18 protein-coding genes and 1 rRNA gene are annotated in these 17,971 nt (G+C 62.4%); 12 read left to right on the forward strand and 7 right to left on the reverse strand.

Going from position 1 to position 17,971, the window contains the following annotated elements; genetic code table 11:
- Positions 1-593 (reverse strand): 16S ribosomal RNA (locus tag GJ698_RS19135); the annotation flags it as partial.
- Between the two features lie 434 nt (positions 594-1,027).
- Between GJ698_RS19135 and GJ698_RS19140 the strand changes: the two genes are divergently transcribed.
- The 3 genes from GJ698_RS19140 to GJ698_RS19150 all read left to right on the forward strand — a co-directional run bounded on the left by GJ698_RS19140 (position 1,028) and on the right by GJ698_RS19150 (position 4,409).
- Entirely contained in the window at positions 1,028-2,356 is a 1,329-nt protein-coding gene (locus tag GJ698_RS19140; RefSeq protein WP_154359463.1) for a sensor histidine kinase, read from the forward strand.
- Between the two features lie 57 nt (positions 2,357-2,413).
- Positions 2,414-3,181 (forward strand): LytR/AlgR family response regulator transcription factor, encoded by a 768-nt coding sequence (locus tag GJ698_RS19145; RefSeq protein ID WP_154359464.1) that lies wholly within the window; start codon positions 2,414-2,416, stop codon positions 3,179-3,181.
- Between the two features lie 70 nt (positions 3,182-3,251).
- Entirely contained in the window at positions 3,252-4,409 is a 1,158-nt protein-coding gene (locus tag GJ698_RS19150; RefSeq protein ID WP_154359465.1) for a sensor histidine kinase, read from the forward strand.
- Between the two features lie 6 nt (positions 4,410-4,415).
- Here GJ698_RS19150 and GJ698_RS19155 read toward each other — a convergent pair whose 3' ends face one another.
- From GJ698_RS19155 to GJ698_RS19165, 3 genes are all read right to left on the reverse strand, one after another.
- On the reverse strand, positions 4,416-5,501 hold the full coding sequence (locus GJ698_RS19155; protein ID WP_503826447.1) for a porin: 1,086 nt from the start codon (positions 5,499-5,501) through the stop codon (positions 4,416-4,418).
- Positions 5,502-5,717: 216 nt separating this feature from the next.
- Positions 5,718-6,371 carry a class I SAM-dependent methyltransferase gene (locus tag GJ698_RS19160; protein ID WP_154359466.1) on the reverse strand — a complete coding sequence of 218 codons (654 nt, stop codon included), beginning with the start codon at positions 6,369-6,371 and terminating at the stop codon, positions 5,718-5,720.
- A gap of 14 nt (positions 6,372-6,385) precedes the next feature.
- The gene (locus tag GJ698_RS19165; RefSeq protein ID WP_154359467.1) at positions 6,386-7,327 is read right to left on the reverse strand and encodes a CysB family HTH-type transcriptional regulator; all 942 of its coding nucleotides are present in this window, start codon (positions 7,325-7,327) and stop codon (positions 6,386-6,388) included.
- A 153-nt stretch (positions 7,328-7,480) separates the two neighbouring features.
- Between GJ698_RS19165 and GJ698_RS19170 the strand changes: the two genes are divergently transcribed.
- The 8 genes from GJ698_RS19170 to GJ698_RS19205 are packed head-to-tail and all read left to right on the forward strand — an operon-like array spanning position 7,481 to position 15,017.
- Positions 7,481-9,175 (forward strand): nitrite/sulfite reductase, encoded by a 1,695-nt coding sequence (locus GJ698_RS19170; RefSeq protein ID WP_154359468.1) that lies wholly within the window; start codon positions 7,481-7,483, stop codon positions 9,173-9,175.
- A complete protein-coding gene (locus GJ698_RS19175) occupies positions 9,168-9,752 on the forward strand; it encodes a DUF934 domain-containing protein (protein ID WP_154359469.1) in 585 nt (194 codons plus the stop codon). The genes GJ698_RS19170 and GJ698_RS19175 overlap by 8 nt, the downstream gene beginning before the upstream one ends.
- An 11-nt stretch (positions 9,753-9,763) precedes the next feature.
- Positions 9,764-10,480, forward strand: coding sequence for a phosphoadenylyl-sulfate reductase (locus tag GJ698_RS19180; RefSeq protein ID WP_154359470.1), 717 nt, complete (start codon positions 9,764-9,766; stop codon positions 10,478-10,480).
- A 10-nt stretch (positions 10,481-10,490) separates the two neighbouring features.
- On the forward strand, positions 10,491-11,420 hold the full coding sequence (gene cysD / locus GJ698_RS19185; protein WP_154359471.1) for a sulfate adenylyltransferase subunit CysD: 930 nt from the start codon (positions 10,491-10,493) through the stop codon (positions 11,418-11,420).
- Entirely contained in the window at positions 11,420-12,712 is a 1,293-nt protein-coding gene (locus GJ698_RS19190; protein ID WP_154359472.1) for a sulfate adenylyltransferase subunit 1, read from the forward strand. The genes cysD and GJ698_RS19190 overlap by 1 nt, the downstream gene beginning before the upstream one ends.
- A 4-nt stretch (positions 12,713-12,716) precedes the next feature.
- Positions 12,717-13,478 carry a uroporphyrinogen-III C-methyltransferase gene (gene cobA / locus GJ698_RS19195; protein ID WP_154359473.1) on the forward strand — a complete coding sequence of 254 codons (762 nt, stop codon included), beginning with the start codon at positions 12,717-12,719 and terminating at the stop codon, positions 13,476-13,478.
- Between the two features lie 49 nt (positions 13,479-13,527).
- Positions 13,528-14,250: a hypothetical protein gene (locus tag GJ698_RS19200; protein ID WP_154359474.1), complete on the forward strand. Its 723-nt coding sequence runs from the start codon at positions 13,528-13,530 to the stop codon at positions 14,248-14,250.
- Positions 14,250-15,017, forward strand: a complete 768-nt coding sequence (locus tag GJ698_RS19205) for a glutaminyl-peptide cyclotransferase (RefSeq protein WP_371865384.1) — start codon at positions 14,250-14,252, stop codon at positions 15,015-15,017. Before GJ698_RS19200 ends, GJ698_RS19205 begins: the two co-directional genes overlap by 1 nt.
- On the opposite strand, the gene GJ698_RS19210 is transcribed toward GJ698_RS19205, so the two are convergent.
- The gene (locus tag GJ698_RS19210; RefSeq protein WP_154359475.1) at positions 15,001-15,852 is read right to left on the reverse strand and encodes a LysR family transcriptional regulator; all 852 of its coding nucleotides are present in this window, start codon (positions 15,850-15,852) and stop codon (positions 15,001-15,003) included. The two genes, GJ698_RS19205 and GJ698_RS19210, sit on opposite strands and share 17 nt — an antisense overlap.
- A gap of 90 nt (positions 15,853-15,942) precedes the next feature.
- Here GJ698_RS19210 and GJ698_RS19215 point away from each other — a divergent pair, with 90 nt between their 5' ends.
- On the forward strand, positions 15,943-16,434 hold the full coding sequence (locus tag GJ698_RS19215; RefSeq protein WP_154359476.1) for a lipocalin-like domain-containing protein: 492 nt from the start codon (positions 15,943-15,945) through the stop codon (positions 16,432-16,434).
- Here the strand turns inward: GJ698_RS19215 and GJ698_RS19220 are convergent.
- A complete protein-coding gene (locus GJ698_RS19220; protein ID WP_154359477.1) occupies positions 16,411-16,800 on the reverse strand; it encodes a sirohydrochlorin chelatase in 390 nt (129 codons plus the stop codon). The genes GJ698_RS19215 and GJ698_RS19220 overlap by 24 nt on opposite strands.
- Positions 16,801-17,970: an LPS export ABC transporter permease LptG gene (lptG, locus tag GJ698_RS19225; protein ID WP_154359478.1), complete on the reverse strand. Its 1,170-nt coding sequence runs from the start codon at positions 17,968-17,970 to the stop codon at positions 16,801-16,803.
- Position 17,971 lies beyond the last annotated feature (1 nt).

Here is a 17,971-nt window from a genome sequence, read left to right on the forward strand (position 1 = left end):
GACTTACAAAACCGCCTGCGCACGCTTTACGCCCAGTAATTCCGATTAACGCTTGCACCCTACGTATTACCGCGGCTGCTGGCACGTAGTTAGCCGGTGCTTATTCTTCAGGTACCGTCATGAGCCGCAGATATTAGCCACAGCCTTTTCTTCCCTGACAAAAGAGCTTTACAACCCGAAGGCCTTCTTCACTCACGCGGCATTGCTGGATCAGGGTTGCCCCCATTGTCCAAAATTCCCCACTGCTGCCTCCCGTAGGAGTCTGGACCGTGTCTCAGTTCCAGTGTGGCTGGTCGTCCTCTCAGACCAGCTACTGATCGATGCCTTGGTGGGCCTTTACCCCACCAACTAGCTAATCAGATATCGGCCGCTCCAGGAGCATGAGGTCTTGCGATCCCCCACTTTCATCCTTAGATCGTATGCGGTATTAGCGTAACTTTCGCTACGTTATCCCCCACTCCAGGGTACGTTCCGATATATTACTCACCCGTTCGCCACTCGCCACCAGAGCAAGCTCCGTGCTGCCGTTCGACTTGCATGTGTAAGGCATGCCGCCAGCGTTCAATCTGAGCCAGGATCAAACTCTTTAGTTTAATCTCTGTTTATGGTCATTTCTGACCAGGTTCGCTCACTCAAAATACTGACAGTATTTCTTGTTGAGCATTTAATGCTTTTAGTTTCGCTGAACCTAAGTTCAGCGTGCACTTGCATCAAACGCCCACATTTATCGACTGTAAATTTTTAAAGATCTTGTATTGCGCGCTGACAAATCGTTTTGTCCGTCAGCGAAGAAGCGAGATTATGAAGCATTTGATTTATCTCGTCAACCCCTCGTTTTTCATCGTTTCGCTTTGCAGCGTCTGCGGTGTTTCGCGAGGGACCGAACTATAGCAACGCCGCAGTAGTTTGGCAAGCAATTCCTTTCAACTTGCCGTCCACTCCCCATTTCTTGCAGACTGTCGCAATCGCATGGCATCTATATGGGATGCTCGTTACACTTGCCTCATGTTAAGAGTGAAAGCCGTTCATGTTTCCTACGCCTAAAGTGCAAGACACCCTGAAAACCGCCGGCAGCTGGCTGCATCGCGGTTTCGACGCCACCGCCACCTGGGTGACCCAGCTGTCGTGGTGGAAGTTCCTGGTGTTTGCCATCCTGATGCTGATTGCCGGCTCCATTCTGCAGGACGAACTGTTTTCGTCGAATCCGGTCCAGGAAGAGATCGAGCAGAGCCGCTCCAGCAAGCGTAAAAATCCCGACACCAATATCCGCATCGACGACAGCGGCATCCACTTCAGCCAGCGCGGCAAGATCCGCAACAAGAACAGCGACGACAGCAGCGCACCCACCGCCGCTCCCGAGGCCCCAGAAGCGCCGGAAGCTCCCGAGGCGCCTGAAGCCCCCGAAGCGCCGGAAGCACCCGCCAAGCCAGCCAAGCCAGCGAAACCTGCCAAGGGCGCCGCCTCGGTGCCTGCCCTGCCCTCGCTGCCGGGCGAGGAAGTCCATATCGACCTGCCGCCGCAAATTGGCGAGGAACTGTCCAACGCGATCGAAGAAGCGGTCGACGACGCCGCCGAGCAGAAAGTGGCCCGCTACCACGGCCAGGCCTCGACCTGGTTCAAGAGTTTCATCACGCTGCTGGTGCTGGCCCTGTTCGCCACCAAGTTCCTGATGGGCAGCAAAAAACGCGCGGAAGCGGAAACCCAGACCGCCAACGCTGCCGCCGAACGCGAATCCATGCAGCGCCAGCTGAGCGAAGCCAAGATGCAGACGATGCAAGCCCAGGTCGAGCCGCACTTCCTGTTCAACACCCTGGCCTCGGTGGAACACCTGATCGAGACCGATCCGCCGCGCGCCGCCGCCATGCAGCGCAGCCTGATCAAATACCTGCGCGCGGTGCTGCCGCAGATGCGCGACAACGCGCTGGTCACCAACCTGGGCCGCGAGGCCGACATGGTGGAGGCCTACCTCAACCTGCTGAAAATGCGCATGGAAGAGCGCCTGACGGTGGAACTGGACGTGCCGGACGGCCTGCGCACCGCCGCCTTCCCGCCGATGATGCTGCAATCGATGGTGGAAAACGCCATCAAGCACGGCCTGGAAGGCAAGCCGGAAGGCGGCACGCTGAAGGTGCGCGCCGACGTCGCCCACAACAAGCTGCGCGTCATCGTCACCGACAACGGCCTCGGCTTCGGCGCCAAACCCAGCGACGGCACCGGCCTGGGCCTGAGCAATATCCGCGAACGCCTGAAACTGCTGCACGGCGACCAGGGCCAGCTGCTGATCGCCGCCAACAGCCCGAGCGGCGTGATCGTCACCATCGAAGTGCCTTACCAGCTGGCGAAAAAATCATCGTGATTGCTTATTCACGCGATTCGTTGAATAATAATTTAAACAATCTTACACACCCGAACAATGCCTACAGCAATCATTGCAGATGACGAACGTTTGATGCGCGACCAATTGCGCATGCGCCTGGGCCAGGTCTGGCCCGAGCTGGACATTATTGGCGAGGCCAAGAATGGCGACGAGGCCATCGAGCTGGTCGACCAGCTCAAGCCGGACTTCACCTTCCTCGACATCCGCATGCCAGGCAAGACCGGCATGGAAGCGGCCGCCGTGATCGGCAACAAGAGCAACATCGTGTTCGTGACCGCCTACGACGCCTACGCCGTGGAAGCCTTCGAGCGCGGCGCCATCGACTATGTGCTGAAGCCGCCCGAGCCGGAGCGCCTGCAGGTCACGGTCGACCGCCTCAAGACCCGTCTGAGCAAGCCGGCCGCCGCCACCGACGTCAGCGCCAGCGTCACCGCCATGCTGGCGCAGCTGACCGAGAAAATCGCCGCGCCAAAACCGGCGCACCTGCAATGGATCCAGGCCAGCATCGGCCAGGACCTGCGCATGATTCCGGTCGAGGAAATCCTGTTCTTCCGTTCCGACGAAAAATACACCTGCGTGCAGACCGAGAAATACGAAGCGCTGATACGCAAGCCGGTGCGCGACCTGGCCGAGGAACTGGACCCCGCCCTGTTCTGGCAGATTCACCGCGCCACGCTGGTCAACGTCAACGCCATCGAAGGCGTGACGCGCGACATCCGCGGCCGCCACCTGGTGATGATCAAGGGCCGCTCCGACAAGCTGGAAGTGAGCCGCAGCTTCCTGCATCTCTTCAAGCAGATGTAAATCAAATCACCTCAACCGTGCCTGCTTTAGTGTGACTCCACGCGGTCCTTCGGCCGCAGGGAGGCACACCATGGGCCGTCGCATCCAAGCACTGTTCATCCTGTCCGCGCTGGCGGCGGCCAGCCGCCTGTCGTGGCGCATGGGCTGGTCCTGCGCGCGCTCCGCCGCCATGACCAAGCGCAGCCGGGGCATCATCCGGCACGCCACCGACGCCATCATCTCCACCGACGAGCGCCAGCACATTCTCCAGGTCAATCCATCGGCGGCCGCCATGTTCGGCACCACGGTGCGGGCCATGCGGGGCGCGCCGCTGCAGCGCTACATCCCGCGCGACCAGCGCCAGCGGCTGGAGAACGGCGCCATCCAGTATTTCGGCAACACCGGCATCCGCATGCGCATGAAAGGCCGGCGCACCAGCGACTACGCGGTGACGGGCCTGAAAGCCACCGGCCAGCATTTTCCGCTGGAAGGCACGATTTCCTCGCTGAACGAGAATGGCGCCCACATCTACACCATCATCCTGCGCGACATTACCGAGCGCAAGCAGGTGCAGGAACAGCTGGAGCAATCGTATTCACAGCTGCGCGAGCTGTCGGCAGCGCTGCAGACCATCCGCGAGGAAGAGCGCAAGCACATCGCACGCGAGCTGCACGACGACCTGGGCCAGCTGCTGGCCACGCTGCGCGGCGACCTCGGGCTGCTGCAACGGCACAGCGTCAACGGCGCGGCGGCGCGCAAGCTGCAGGCCGGCATGGATGAATTGCTGATGACGGCGATCACGTCGCTGCGTCGCATCGCCGGCAACCTGCGGCCGCGCGCGCTGGATGAGGGAGGTTTGTATTTTGCGCTGGAAAGCCTGCGCCAGGAATTTGTGGAGCGCAACAACATCGACTGCACGCTGGATGCGAGCGAGGAGGAACTGGCGCTGGATGACGCCTACAGTACGGCCATCTTCCGCATCGTGCAGGAAGCGCTGACCAACATCGCCCGCCACGCGCAGGCGCGTACGGTGGCGTTGTCGCTGCACCGGCAGGATACAACGCTGCACATCACGATACACGACGACGGCCGCGGCATCGCCGAAACGGACATGGACAAGGCATCGTCCTTCGGCCTGATCGGCATGCGCGAACGCGTCTGGGCACTGCATGGCGATATCGCCATCGTCAGCGACGGCGGCACGCGGATCATGATCCGTCTGCCGCTGCCGCCGCCGGAAACTGCCTAGACCAGCTTAGAACGAGTGACGGATGCCGGCGTTGAATGCTTTATCGCCAGTACCAGCTTCGTTGTTGTTACCCACGGTGTAGCCAGCGCCGTTTTTGTTTTTGATCTTGGCGTAAGCCAGGTACACGCCGGTACGCTTCGACAGGTTGTACAGGTAGCCCAGCGCCCACTGATCGGCGTCCTGGTTGTTGACGGTCTTGTCGTTTTTGCGGATGTACGACGCCATGATGGTGCCCGAACCAACCGGGATCTGCGCGCCGATCAGCATGTCGTTGCTGTCGGTGCTAGGCTTTGGCGCCACGGTGTAGCCGAAGGCGTTGGCGGTTGGCAGCACGGCGCTGTTCACGCCCTTGTCCGCGCCGTAGGCGAAGTAGGCCTTGACGACCTGGAAGTCGTAGTTGGCGGCGAACATGGTGTTGCGGCCGGTGTCCTGCACTTTGGCAGGGGTGGTGCCGACAGCAGCGGTGTCGTTGTTTTTGTTGTTGTACACCAGGCGCGCGTTCAGCGGGCCTTGTGCGTAGTTCAGGCCAAAGCCGAACTGACGGCCGGCGGTGGCGCTGCCAGCCTGCTCGCCCAGGGCGTACAGGGCGTCGGCGCTGAAGCCGCTCATGGTCGGGGTCGAGTACACCAGGGCGTTGCTGACGCGGGTGTTGGCGCCGGCCGATGGGAACAGGTTTTTGATGGTGCCGGCATAGCCTGCGCCGAACGGGTCGGCCACCTGGCTTTGCGCCAGGTACAGCGGGGTGTATTGACGACCGATGGTCAGCTGGCCGGCGTCCTTGCTTTTCAGGCCGACGAAGGCTTGACGGTTGAAGATGGTGTTGGTGCTGTCCAGGGTGCCGTCATCGGCCTTGAAGCCGGTTTCCAGCTGGAAGATCGCCGACAGGCCGTTGCCCAGGTCTTCGGTACCGCGGAAGCCCAGACGGGACTGGCCGCCGATGCCGCTGGTAACTTTGGTCACGTTGCCTGCCACGCCACCGCGCTCGCTGACGATACCGGCGTCCACCAGGCCGTAGATGGTCACGTTCGATTGAGCTTGGGCTTGCGCTGCGAAGCCGCCGATGATCATTGCTGCCAGAGTAAGTTTTTTCACTTGATGTTCTCTACTTGAGGTTGAAGAAAAGATTGCGTTGCTGATCCACGGCGAGAATCATGCCTATCAATTACTTCAACAATGTGACATCACTAATTTGTTGTAAATCGACATCATTAAGCGAAAAAAACCGGGGTCAGTGCCGACATTCGGACATTTCGCGTACGAAATGTCCGAATGTCGGCACTGACCCCGGTTTTTCGATTATTTGAGGTATTACTTGAGGCGGCAGCTCAACAAGTAGTAGTACTCCAGCCGTTCGACGCGGATCTGGCGCGCGTGGTTGGTGAAGCGCTTGCGCAGCGTGCTGTCGGTCAGGTAGTTCTTCATGATCTCGTAGCGCTGGCCGTCGTCGGCGGTCAGGATCTGGTAGGTGTTGCCTTCCGCATCGGTGCGGGCGATCACCATCGAGTTGCCATCGACATACGATTCGTCGAGGAACACCACCAGGATGTCCTTGCCCAGCTTGGCGCGCAGGGTTTTCAGGAAGCTGTCGTACTGCTCGCGCGGCACGTGGCTCCACAGGCCGGCCGCAAACACGGCGGTGTACTGGCCTTCGAGGCCGTCCGGCAGGTTGAAGGCGTCCATCTGGCCGAAGGTGACGATGTCCTCGTCCAGGCCGCGCGTTTCCGCCAGGTCCAGCATTTCCTGCGAAATATCGGTGGCGTAGACCGACTCGGCGGTTTCCGCGATCAGGTCGGTCCAGTAGGCGGTGCCGCAGGCCAGCTCCAGCACCTTGTGGCCGGTGAACAGCTCGGCCACCATCTCCTGCAGATCATCCAGGTCATCGAAGCGCTCTTCCTGCGCGTAGACCTGGTCATAGTTGTCCGCGTTGACGGCGTAATATTGTGTCAACTGGTTGGTAATCATGTTGATGCTTTCTTTTATAGTTCGTAGTTCTCTTTTTCACCGCTCATGGCCTGTTCGATCAACTTGCGGTTGAGCGTCGGGGCCAGCAGTTCAATAAAGGTGTAGATATAGCTGCGCAGATAAGCGCCCTGCTTGACCGCCACCCGCGACACGTTCATGCCGAACAGGTGTCCCACCGGGATGGCGCGCAGGTTCTTGTCGCGCTCGGCGTCGAAGGCCATGCCCGCTATGATACCAATCCCCATGCCCAACTCCACATAAGTCTTGATGACATCGGCGTCAATGGCTTCCAGCAGCACGTCCAGCTTCAGGCCGCGCAGGGAAAACGCGTGGTCGATCTTGCTGCGGCCGGCGAAGGCGCCATCATACGTGATGATCGGGAAAGCCGCGATCTCTTCCAGCGTCGGCTGCCTCGTGCGCAGCAAAGGATGATCGGGCGGCACCACCACCACGTGCTCCCATTGATAGCATGGCAATGTTACCAGTCCGGTCACGCCGGCGATCGATTCAGTGGCGATGCACAGGTCGGCTTGGTCGCGCTGCACCATCTCGGCGATCTGCTGCGGATTTCCTTGCAATAAAGACAGGCGCACTTTCGGGAACTTCACCATGAAGGCCTGCACCACCTTGGGCAGCGTGTAGCGCGCCTGGGTGTGGGTGGTGGCGATGGTGAAGCTGCCGCTGTCCTGCGCCGCGTATTCCTTGCCGATGCGCTTGAGGCTGTCGATCTCCTGCATGATCAGTTCCACCGACGACAGCACCAGCCGCCCCGGCTCGGTCAGGCCGCGGATGCGCTTGCCGTGGCGGGTGAAGATATCGACGCCAAGTTCTTCCTCCAGCTCGATAATCGCCTTGGACACCCCCGGCTGCGAGGTGAACAGCGCCTTGGCGGCATCCGTCAAATTGTAATTCTGGCGTACTGCTTCGCGCACAAAGCGCAGTTGGTGAAGGTTCATTGCAGGTCTTGACCCATCTTAAAATTATTAGCGTCCATGCTTATGCCCAATCCTTATATAAGCAAATAAAGACTAAGTCGTATGGAATAAAGACGAAGTTTATTACTATTAGGCCTAGTTTGGGGAATCAGCGACTATCCAGGAAGAATATACATGTATCAATACGACCAATACGACCACCTCATCGTCCGTGAGCGCATCGCCCAGTACCGCGACCAGGTACGCCGCCGCCTCGCCGATGAGCTGACCGAAGCCGAATTCCTGCCGCTGCGCCTGCAAAACGGCCTGTACCTGCAGCGGCACGCCTACATGTTGCGCATCGCCGTGCCGTACGGCCTGCTGGCCAGCAAGCAGATGCGCATGTTCGGCCATATCGCCCGCAAGTACGACCGCGGCTATGGTCACTTCACCACCCGTCAAAACATCCAGTTTAACTGGGTTGAGCTGGAACAGACCCCGGACATCCTGACCGACCTGGCATCGGTGGAGATGCACGCCATCCAGACCTCCGGCAACTGCATCCGCAACACCACGTCCGATCCTTACGCCGGCGTTGCCGCCGACGAGATCATCGATCCGCGTCCGTACGCCGAGGTGCTGCGCCAGTGGTCGACCTTCCACCCTGAATTCCTGGCGCTGCCGCGCAAATTCAAGGTCGCCATCAACGGCGCCGTGGAAGACCGCGCCGCCATCGCCATCCACGACATCGGCCTGACCGTGGTGCGCAACGAAGCCGGCGAAGTCGGTTTCAAATTCATGGCCGGCGGCGGCATGGGCCGCACGCCGATCATCGGCAGCGTGATCCGCGAATTCCTGCCGTGGCAGCACCTGCTGACCTACACCGAAGCCGTGATGCGCGTGTATAACCAGTACGGCCGCCGCGACAACAAGTACAAGGCCCGCATCAAGATCCTGCTGAAGGCCGTGGGCGTGGAAGAATTCACCCGCCAGGTCGAAGAAGAATGGGCCGACCTGAAAGACGGTCCGGAAACCCTGACCGTGGAAGAAATGCAGCGCGTGATCGACTACTTCCAGCCGCCTGCGTACAAGCAGCTGGAAGACAGCGACGTCGTCGCCGCGCAGGCCGGCAACAAGGCCTTCGCCAATTGGGTCAGCCGCAACGTCAAGCCGCACAAGCAGCCTGGCTACGCCGCCGTGGTGCTGTCGCTGAAGAAAACCGGCGTGCCGCCGGGCGACGCCACCGCCGAGCAGATGGACTTCATGGCCGACCTGTCGGACCGCTACAGCTTCGGCGAACTGCGCGTCACCCACGAACAGAACGTGGTGCTGGCCGACGTCGAACAGTCGCAGTTGTTCGCGCTGTGGCAGGAAGCCAAGGCGCACGGCCTGGCGACGCCGAACATCGGCCTGCTGACCGACATGATCTGCTGCCCTGGCGGCGACTTCTGCTCGCTGGCCAACGCCAAGTCTCTGCCGATCGCCGCCGCCATTTCGGAGCGCTTCGAGAACCTCGACTACCAGCACGACATCGGCGAGATCGAACTGAATATCTCCGGCTGCATCAACGCCTGCGGCCACCATCACGTCGGCAGCATCGGCGTGCTGGGCGTCGACAAGGATGGCAGCGAATGGTATCAGGTGTCGATCGGCGGCGCGCAAGGCAACCACGCCGCCATCGGCAAGATCATCGGCCCGTCGTTCTCCGCGCTGCAAATGCCGGAAGTGATCGACCGCCTGCTGCAAGTCTATCTGCGCGAGCGTTTTGAAGACGAATCGTTTGCCGCCTGCGTGCAGCGCATCGGCGTCGCCCCGTTCAAGGAATTTGTGTACGCCACGCCGATCGCCGAAAAAGGCGGCCGCCTGGTTGGAGAGGATGAATATGTCTGAAGTGAAGAACCTGATCATCAAGGGCCGCGAAGTCGTCGCGGATGACTGGCAGGTGCTGCGCCTGGCCGAACCGGCCGAAGGCGCGCCGCCGCACGATCCGGCCACCGTGTCCGTCCCGGCCGGCAAATTCATCGTGCCGCAAAGCCTGTGGCTGGTGCAGCGCGACGTGCTGGCGGCGCGCTCCGACGCCGGCGAGATCGGCGTCTGGATCGCCAGCGACGAGCGTCCGGAAGCGATCAAGGACGACCTGTCCCGCTTCCCGGTGGTCGCTGTCGATTTCCCGAAATTTACCGACGGCCGCGGTTACTCGATCGCCTACAACCTGCGCACCCGCCTGGGCTGGACCGGCGAACTGCGCGCCATCGGCGACGTGCTGCGCGACCAGCTGTTCTCGATGCAGCGCGTGGGCTTCAACGCCTACTCGGTGCGTTCCGACCGCGACGTGCACGATGCGCTGAAAGGCCTGTCCGATTTCTCCGAAACCTACCAGGCGTCGGTTGACCAGAAAGTGCCGCTGTTCCGCCGCTTTGCGCGTCCCGCGCCGGCGAGCACCAACAACGACGGCGCCGGCATCTGATTGGAGCAGCAATGAGTGACCTGAGCAAGCTGATTGCGGATACGCGCGCCACGCTGTCCCGCATCGCCAGCGACTTTACCCCGGCCGTCTTCGCCTCCTCGCTGGCGGCGGAAGACATGGTGCTGACCGATTTGATCCTGAAGGGCCGGTACGACATCGGAATCTTCTCGCTGGAAACCGGCCGCCTGCACAAGGAAACGCTGGCCATGCTGGACAGGGTGAAAGAACACTACGGCTACGAGATCGCGGTGTTCAAGCCGCAGACCGAGGCGGTGGACGCCTACGTCGCGCAGAATGGCCTGAACGCCTTCTATGACAGCGTCGAGATGCGCAAGGAATGCTGCCGCATCCGCAAGGTCGAGCCGCTGGGCCGCGCCTTGCTGGGCAAGAAGGCATGGGTCACCGGCCAGCGCCGCGCGCAAGCCGCCACCCGTGGCTCGCTGATGGTGGAAGAGGACGACGCCGCCCACCTGATGACCAAGTTTAATCCGCTGGCCGACTGGTCGGAGGAGGATGTGTGGCACTACATCCGCGAGAACAACGTGCCTTACAACGCGCTGCACGATCAAGGCTATCCGTCGATCGGCTGCGAACCGTGTACCCGCGCCATCCAGCCAGGCGAGGATGTCCGCGCCGGCCGCTGGTGGTGGGAGAACCCGGAATCGAAAGAATGCGGCCTGCACGTCGTCGACGGCAAACTGATACGCATTAAATCTGTTGCAGCTTGAAAGAGATCCAATGAACGCTTTAGTAGAAAACAATGTGCACGTGAACGCGCGCCACCTCGACGCTTTGGAGTCCGAAGCGATCCACATCATGCGCGAAGTGGCTGCCGAATGCAGCAATCCTGCCCTGCTGTTCTCGGGCGGTAAAGACTCGGTGGTCCTGCTGCGCATCGCGGAGAAGGCTTTCCGCCCTGGCAAATTCCCGTTCCCGCTGGTGCACGTCGATACCGGCCACAATTTTGAAGAAGTCATCACCTTCCGCGACAAGCGCGTGGCCGAACTGGGCGAACGCCTGATCGTCGGCTCGGTGGAAGAATCGATCCGCAAGGGCACGGTGCGCCTGCGTAATCCGCAAACCGATTCGCGCAACGCCGCGCAGGCGGTGACGCTGCTGGAAACCATCGCCGAACATGGCTTCGACGCCTGCATCGGCGGCGCCCGCCGCGATGAAGAGAAGGCCCGCGCCAAGGAGCGCATCTTCTCCTTCCGCGACGAATTCGGCCAGTGGGATCCGAAGTCGCAACGCCCGGAACTGTGGGATCTGTATAACACCCGCGTCCATCCAGGCGAAAACATGCGCGTGTTCCCGATCTCGAACTGGACCGAGCTGGATGTGTGGCAGTACATCGCCCGCGAAAAGCTGGAACTGCCGCCGATCTACTTCGCCCACGAACGCAAGGTCATTCCGCGCAACGGCCTGCTGGTGCCGCTGACCGACCTGACGCCGGCGCGCGAAGGCGAAACCGTCGAAACGCAAGTGGTGCGCTTCCGTACCGTGGGCGATATCTCGTGCACCTGCCCGGTGTCCTCCGACGCGGCCACGGTGGACCAGATCATCGCGGAAACCGCGATCACCCAGGTGACCGAACGCGGCGCCACCCGCATGGACGACCAGACGTCCGAAGCATCGATGGAAAAACGTAAAAAAGCAGGATACTTCTAATGACTCAGAACACCAACGAACAAAGCCTGCTGCGCTTTATTACCGCCGGTTCCGTCGATGACGGCAAATCCACGTTGATCGGCCGCCTGCTGTTCGACAGCAAGGGCATCTTCGCCGACCAGTTGGACGCCATGTCGCGCTCCAAGCACAAGCGCACCGTCGGCGACACCGTCGACCTGTCGCTGCTGACCGACGGCCTGGAAGCCGAACGCGAACAAGGCATCACCATCGACGTGGCCTACCGCTACTTCGCCACGCCGAAGCGCAAGTTCATCATCGCCGACACGCCGGGCCACGAACAGTACACCCGCAACATGGTGACCGGCGCCTCGACCGCCGACGCGGTCATCATCCTGGTCGACGTATCCAAGGTGAAGCTGCGCGAGGACGGCGGCGTGGACCTGCTGATCCAGACCAAGCGCCACTCGACCATCGCCCACCTGCTGCAGATCGAGCACGTGATCGTGGCCGTCAACAAGATGGACCTGGTGAACTACGACCAGGGCATCTACGACCGCATCGTCAAGGCTTACGGCGAATTTGCCGCCAGCCTTGGCCTGAAGGACATCATGCCGATTCCGCTGTCCGCCCTGACCGGCGACAACGTGGTGGAAAAGAGCGAGAAGCTGGGCTGGTATCAGGGCCCGACGCTGATCGAGCTGCTGGAATCGCTGTCGGTGTACGACGAATCGCACGACGCGCCGTTCCGCTTCCCGGTGCAACTGGTGGCGCGCCACAACGGCCACGAAGCCAATGACTTCCGCGGCTACATGGGCCGCATCGAAGCCGGCAAGGTGTCGGTCGGCGACAAGCTGGTGGTGCAGCCTTCGGGCCAGAGCGCGACCGTGAAAGACATCCTGACGCTGGAAGGTTCGCACCAGTCGGCGGTGGTGGGCCAGTCGATCACGCTGCTGCTCAACGAATACCTGGACATCTCGCGCGGCGACCTGCTGGCCAGCGCCGCGCAACCGGCCACCCAGCTGAAACAGCTGCAGGCCGACGTCTGCTGGATGTCGGACGAGCCGCTGGACCAGCGCCGCAAGTACTGGATCAAGCACGGCACCAAGCGGACTTCCGCCAAGGTGACGGCGATCGAGTCCCTGCTGGACATCAACACCCAGCAGCGCCACGGCGCCGAAGGCCTGAAGCTGAACGACATCGCGCGCATCGGCCTGACCGTACAGCAGCCGCTGGCGGCCGACGCCTATAGCGACATCCGCGCCACCGGCGCCTTCATCCTGATCGACGAGGTGACGCACCAGACCGTCGCCGCAGGCATGATCCGCCTGTAACGCCATGCCGGCACTCGGGAAGGTGTATTTGATCGGCGCCGGCCCCGGCGCCCAGGACTTGATCACCGTGCGCGGCGCGCGCCTGCTGGCGCAAGCCGATATCGTGCTGCACGACGCGCTGGTGACGCCCGAGATGCTGGAACTGTGCCCGCAGGCGGAGAAGATCCCGGTCGGCAAACGCAGCGGCCAGCGTTCGGTGGCGCAGCAGGTCATCAACCAGCAGCTGGTGGAAGCCGCCGGCCGCGCGTCGTTGGTGGTGCGGCTCAAGGGCGGCGACCCGATGCTGTTCGGCCGCGCCGATGAAGAACTGCGCGCGCTGGAGCAAGCCGGCATCGCGGTCGATGTCGTCCCCGGCATCACCACCGCCGTCGCGGCGGCGGCAGCCACGCAACAGCCATTGACCAAGCGCGGTGTGGCCCGCAGCGTCGCTTTCTTCACCTCCTCCACCGCGCCGGAACATGCGGACCACGACGCCATCCCGGAAACCGACACGCTGGTGCAGTACATGGGCGGCCGCGAAGCCATCGCCACCGCCGAGCGCCTGCTGGCGCACGGCCACGCGCCGGACAAGCCGGTGGTGGTGATCGAGAACGTCAGCCGCGCCGACCAGCAGATCCACCGCATCGACATCGCCCGCCTGGCGCAAGGCCTCGGCACGCCGCACGGCCCGGTACTGGTGATGATCGGCGAAGCGATGCGCGCGCGTCCGCACCAGCGCTTCAATACAGAGAGTAGCGGCCCAATAGCCACCCAACTCCGCGCCTGACTTCCCTCTTTCGGTATTAAAATGTCCACTCCCATCACAAGAGGTTGCAATGGACACTGTTCAACGACTGGAACGCGCCTGGAGCGCCCACGCCGCCGGCGAATTTGACGCCGCGCTGTCGGATTACGTCTGGCTGTTCGACGCCACCGCCCAAGATCCCGCCACCGCCTCGCTGCGGCTGTCCTACGTGCTGTCCTCGTGGGCCAGGCTGGCCAGCGAACACCTGCCGGCGCGCCGTGCGCTGGTCGAGCTGCGCGACCGCCTGACGGCGCAGCTGCTGGCCGCACCGGCCGACGCCGGCCTGTTCAACGATATCCACATCCTCAACGACAAGCTGGGCGACTTGCAGCATACCTATCACCTGTTCCAGCGCCTGCCGCAGCCGCTGGCGCAGCAGGTGGGGCTGGCCGCGCTGCGCTCGATCATGGTCTGCGGCGACTTCGCGCTGGCGCGCCGCTACCTGCCCGATCCCGAGCAGCACCTGGCGCAGGCGGCGGCCAACCTGAATCAGCTGAAGAACAATATCAACGCTCTGACCAACGAAGGCATCGCCGAACTGCTGGCCGACGTATACAACTACATCATCGAAGTGTCGCTGGTACTGGACTTGCTGGACGGCTGCGGCGATACTGCTGCGTCGGAGCGCGCCCGCCGCCAGGCTGTGGACCTGGTGCAGGCGCCCGAAGCGCGCGCCTGCGTGCAAGCGGAGCTGGCAGCTCCCGGCACCACGCTGGACGCCATGGTTGAACTACAAAATTCGGTGACTGCATAGTGAAAAAGATTGTCGCGCAAGCCCTCCTCCTCTCCGCCCTGTGGCCGGCCGTCGCATCGGCCGCCCTGCCCACCTACGATTTCAAGGTGGTGCGCAGCTATCCGCACGATACGCAGGCCTTCACCGAAGGCCTGCTGTACCGCGACGGCTTCCTGTACGAGAGCACCGGCTTGAGCGGCAAATCGTCGATCCGCAAGGTGAGCCTGGAAACCGGCAAGGTCCTGCAGAGCAAGGACATCCCGCCGCAGTACTTCGGCGAGGGCCTGACGATCTGGGGCGACACGCTGGTGGGGCTGACCTGGCAGACGCAGACCGGCTTCGTGTTCGACCTGAAAACCTTCGAGCTGAAAAACCAGTTCGCCTATCCCGGCGAAGGCTGGGGCCTGACGCAGAACGGCAAGGAACTGGTGATGAGCGACGGTACCGCCACGCTGCGCTTCCTCGATCCGAAAACATTCCTTGAAGTGCGGCGCGTGAAGGTGACGGCGGACGGCATCGCCGTCGACCAGCTCAACGAGCTGGAAGTGGTGGACGGCGAAATCTTCGCCAACATCTGGCACACCAACACCATCGCCCGCATCGACCAGAACACCGGCAAGATCACCGGCTGGATCGACTTCAGCAAGCTGTATCCGCAAGCCGGCAAAGGCCCGACCGGCGAAAACGTCATGAACGGCATCGCCTGGGACGCCGAGAAAAAACGCCTGTTCGTCACCGGCAAACTCTGGCCGAAGATCTACGAAGTCAAGATCATCCCACGGAAGTAAACAGCGCGATGATCTCGTCGGCGACGGCGCGCACCGGCGCCGCTCGGCGCACGTCTTCATGCATCACGATCCACAGCTTGCGCTTGATCGGACATAGCGACGCTTCGATCTCCACCAGTCCCGCCAGCGGAAAATAATCCGGCAGCACCGCCACGCCGCTGCCCGCCAGCGTGGCCTGGTACAGGGTGCCAAGATCGTTGGCGCGCATATAGCAGCGGCGCATGCCGCGTATCTTCTCCAGCCATTGATGTTGCGGCGCGTGCTGCAGCAGTTCGTCGTAGCCCAGGAATTCCCATTGCTCCGGCGCGCGCGAGGCCAGGTAGGCTTCGGTGGCGCACAGCCGGTAGGTCACCGTCGCCACGCTGCGCACCGCCAGCCCCGGCGCCGTGGGACGCGTGTAGCGCAGCGCGATGTCCGATTCACGCCGCATCAGGTCCGTCACGCGCAGCTCGGCGCGCAGATCCAGTTCGATGCCCGGCAGCCGGTGCAGCGCCGGCGGCAAGCGCGGCGCCAACACCCAGGCCGTCACCGCCGGCGGCGCCGACACACGCACCTTGCCGCTCAGCGCCGTGGTGCCGCTGGCTTCGCGCATCAATCCGTGCAGGCTCTCTTCCATCTTGCGCGCATGCGGCACCAGCGCCTTGCCAGCCGCCGTCAGCGACCAGCCTTTGGGAAAGCGGTCGAACAGCTTGACGGCGAGCTTCTCCTCCAGCGCGTCGATGCGGCGCGCCACGGTGGTGTGCTCGACGCCGGCCGCGCGCGCGGCGCCGGACAGCGTGCCGGCGTCGTGCAGGGCAAGGAAGAAGCGCAGGTCGTCCCAGTTAGGTTGGCTCATTGTGCAATTATGCACACATTGCGCGCAGGTTTTGCTAATTTTGCGCAGGCGGAATCGCCGCTATCGTGTCCTTATTTGAAAGGAGATGCGATGAAACTGTTGAACCGCCTGTTTTGCCTGATGATGTGGGTGCCCGCGCACCAAGCCGCGATGGCCGCCCAGCCCTTTCCGCTGACCGGCACCTGGAAGCTGGTCGCCGCCGACCGCCTGCAAGCGGACGGCACGCGCGTGCACGACTACGGCGATGCGCCCAGCGGCGTGATGATGATCGATACAGATGGCCGCTACTCGGTGCAGATCTACCAGCAGGAGCGGCCGCGCTTTGCCGGCGGCGATAAAAAGTCCGGCACGCCGCAGGAATTCCGCGCCGCTGTCGAAGGATCGAGCACGCACTTCGGCCGCCTGTCCATCGACGAGCCTTCGCGCACGCTGACCTTCATCATCGAGAGCGCCGGCTTCGCCAACTGGGAAGGCACGCGGCAGGAGCGCCGCTATGAATTGAACGGGGAGGAACTGAGCTACCGCGTGCCGGCGCGGCCGGACGGGCAGGTGCCGCTGTCAGTCTGGCGACGGATGCACTAGCGCGTTGACGCAGTAGTCGGACAGCGCATTGAGCACCGCCTCGTTCTCGCCGGCCGCCTCCACCACGGTGATGGCGGCTTGCGGATGGGCGGCGCGCAGTTCGTCCACCATCAGCGGCAGGTCGCGCAGCACGTGGCCGCCCTGCCCCAGGAACACCGGCACCACGGTGATGTCGCTGATGCCGTCGGCGATCAGCGCGGCCGTCACTTCCGGCAACCGTGGCTGCATCAGTTCCAGATACGCCAGCACCACGCGCACGCCCGGCTCGCGCGCCTGCGTCAGGTCGCGCAAACGCTCGAACGGCGCCGCCCAGGACGCCGCGCGGGCGCCGTGGGCAAACAGAATCAGTGCGCGTTGTTGACTCATCTAGTGCCGCTCCACCCACCACAAGGCCCATAGCGCCAGCAGCAGGAACAACAAACTCGGCGCAACCGCCGTCATGATCGCCGGCCAGGTGCTCAACAGGCCGAGGTGCGAGAACAGCGTATTCACCAGCAGGAAGCTCACGCCTATCATAATGCCGACGAAGATTTTCAGGCTCACGCCACCGCTACGCGTGTGCAGGTAGCCGAACGGCAGGGCCAGCGCCATCAGCACGAAGATGGCCAGCGGGTCGAACAGCTTCTTCCAGAAGGCGATCTTGAAGCGCTCGGTCTCCTGCTTGTTCTCCTGCAGGTGGCGGGTGTACACGGCCAGTTCGTTGGCGGACATGCGCTCCGGATCGGAACCGGCCACCGCCAGGATCTTCGGCGTAATCTCCGACAGCAGATCCTTGGTGGCGCTGTGGCGGGTTTCGATCATGCTCGATTCCTGCGCAAAGTTATTTTCCAGGTTGGCTTCCGCGCCCGGCTTGAGCAGCTCGGGATTGGTGAACAGGTTTTCCGTGACATCGTTCAGCAGCCACTTGTTATTGCCCTGGAAGGTGCCGGTCTTGGCCAGCGTGATGGAGCGCAGGCGGAAGCTGGTGTCGAACTCGTACAGCTTGACGCCGATCAGCATGCCGTCCGGACGCACCTGGCGCACGTTGAAGAAGCGCGAACCGATGACGGTGCCGGTCATGCCCTCGGACTTGACGATATCCTTGGTCCACAGGCCGGAACGGAATTCCGACGAGATGGCGGCGCCACGGGCGCTCAGCTTGATCTTGTCGGCCAGCGGCGCGGTGCGCGGCGCAATCAGCTCGCCGAAAATGAAGGTGATAATCACCAGCACCAGGCCGATCTTGGCCAGCATCCACGCCACCATGCCGGTCGACATGCTGGAAGCGCGCATGATGGTGAATTCCGACGTGGCCGCAAACTGCGCCATGGTGTAGATGGTGCCGATCAGCGCCGCCAGCGGCATCACCTCATACACGTGGGCCGGCAGCTGCACCAGCACATACAGGAAGGCGTACTGGATCTCGTAGCCGTTCTTGCCGACCGACGGCAGTTCGCCGGTCAGGTCCATGAAGGCTTGCAGCGCCAAAAACGCCACCAGCACAAAGGCCACCGCTTGCAGAATCGAGACTGCGAAATAGCGTTGCAGGATTTTCATG

This window comes from Duganella aquatilis, from assembly GCF_009674565.1.
Lineage (GTDB): Bacteria > Pseudomonadota > Gammaproteobacteria > Burkholderiales > Burkholderiaceae_D > Rugamonas > Rugamonas aquatilis.

What these genes read in the sequence shown, in the direction of transcription:
- GJ698_RS19140 (WP_154359463.1), top strand. Translation starts at nt 1,028, where the DNA reads ATGTTTCCTACGCCTAAAGTGCAAGACACCCTGAAAACCGCCGGCAGC.
- GJ698_RS19145 (WP_154359464.1), top strand. Translation starts at nt 2,414, where the DNA reads ATGCCTACAGCAATCATTGCAGATGACGAACGTTTGATGCGCGACCAA.
- GJ698_RS19150 (WP_154359465.1), top strand. Translation starts at nt 3,252, where the DNA reads ATGGGCCGTCGCATCCAAGCACTGTTCATCCTGTCCGCGCTGGCGGCG.
- GJ698_RS19160 (WP_154359466.1), bottom strand. Translation starts at nt 6,371, where the DNA reads ATGATTACCAACCAGTTGACACAATATTACGCCGTCAACGCGGACAAC.
- GJ698_RS19165 (WP_154359467.1), bottom strand. Translation starts at nt 7,327, where the DNA reads ATGAACCTTCACCAACTGCGCTTTGTGCGCGAAGCAGTACGCCAGAAT.
- GJ698_RS19170 (WP_154359468.1), top strand. Translation starts at nt 7,481, where the DNA reads ATGTATCAATACGACCAATACGACCACCTCATCGTCCGTGAGCGCATC.
- GJ698_RS19175 (WP_154359469.1), top strand. Translation starts at nt 9,168, where the DNA reads ATGTCTGAAGTGAAGAACCTGATCATCAAGGGCCGCGAAGTCGTCGCG.
- GJ698_RS19180 (WP_154359470.1), top strand. Translation starts at nt 9,764, where the DNA reads ATGAGTGACCTGAGCAAGCTGATTGCGGATACGCGCGCCACGCTGTCC.
- cysD (WP_154359471.1), top strand. Translation starts at nt 10,491, where the DNA reads ATGAACGCTTTAGTAGAAAACAATGTGCACGTGAACGCGCGCCACCTC.
- GJ698_RS19190 (WP_154359472.1), top strand. Translation starts at nt 11,420, where the DNA reads ATGACTCAGAACACCAACGAACAAAGCCTGCTGCGCTTTATTACCGCC.
- cobA (WP_154359473.1), top strand. Translation starts at nt 12,717, where the DNA reads ATGCCGGCACTCGGGAAGGTGTATTTGATCGGCGCCGGCCCCGGCGCC.
- GJ698_RS19200 (WP_154359474.1), top strand. Translation starts at nt 13,528, where the DNA reads ATGGACACTGTTCAACGACTGGAACGCGCCTGGAGCGCCCACGCCGCC.
- GJ698_RS19210 (WP_154359475.1), bottom strand. Translation starts at nt 15,852, where the DNA reads ATGAGCCAACCTAACTGGGACGACCTGCGCTTCTTCCTTGCCCTGCAC.
- GJ698_RS19215 (WP_154359476.1), top strand. Translation starts at nt 15,943, where the DNA reads ATGAAACTGTTGAACCGCCTGTTTTGCCTGATGATGTGGGTGCCCGCG.
- GJ698_RS19220 (WP_154359477.1), bottom strand. Translation starts at nt 16,800, where the DNA reads ATGAGTCAACAACGCGCACTGATTCTGTTTGCCCACGGCGCCCGCGCG.
- lptG (WP_154359478.1), bottom strand. Translation starts at nt 17,970, where the DNA reads ATGAAAATCCTGCAACGCTATTTCGCAGTCTCGATTCTGCAAGCGGTG.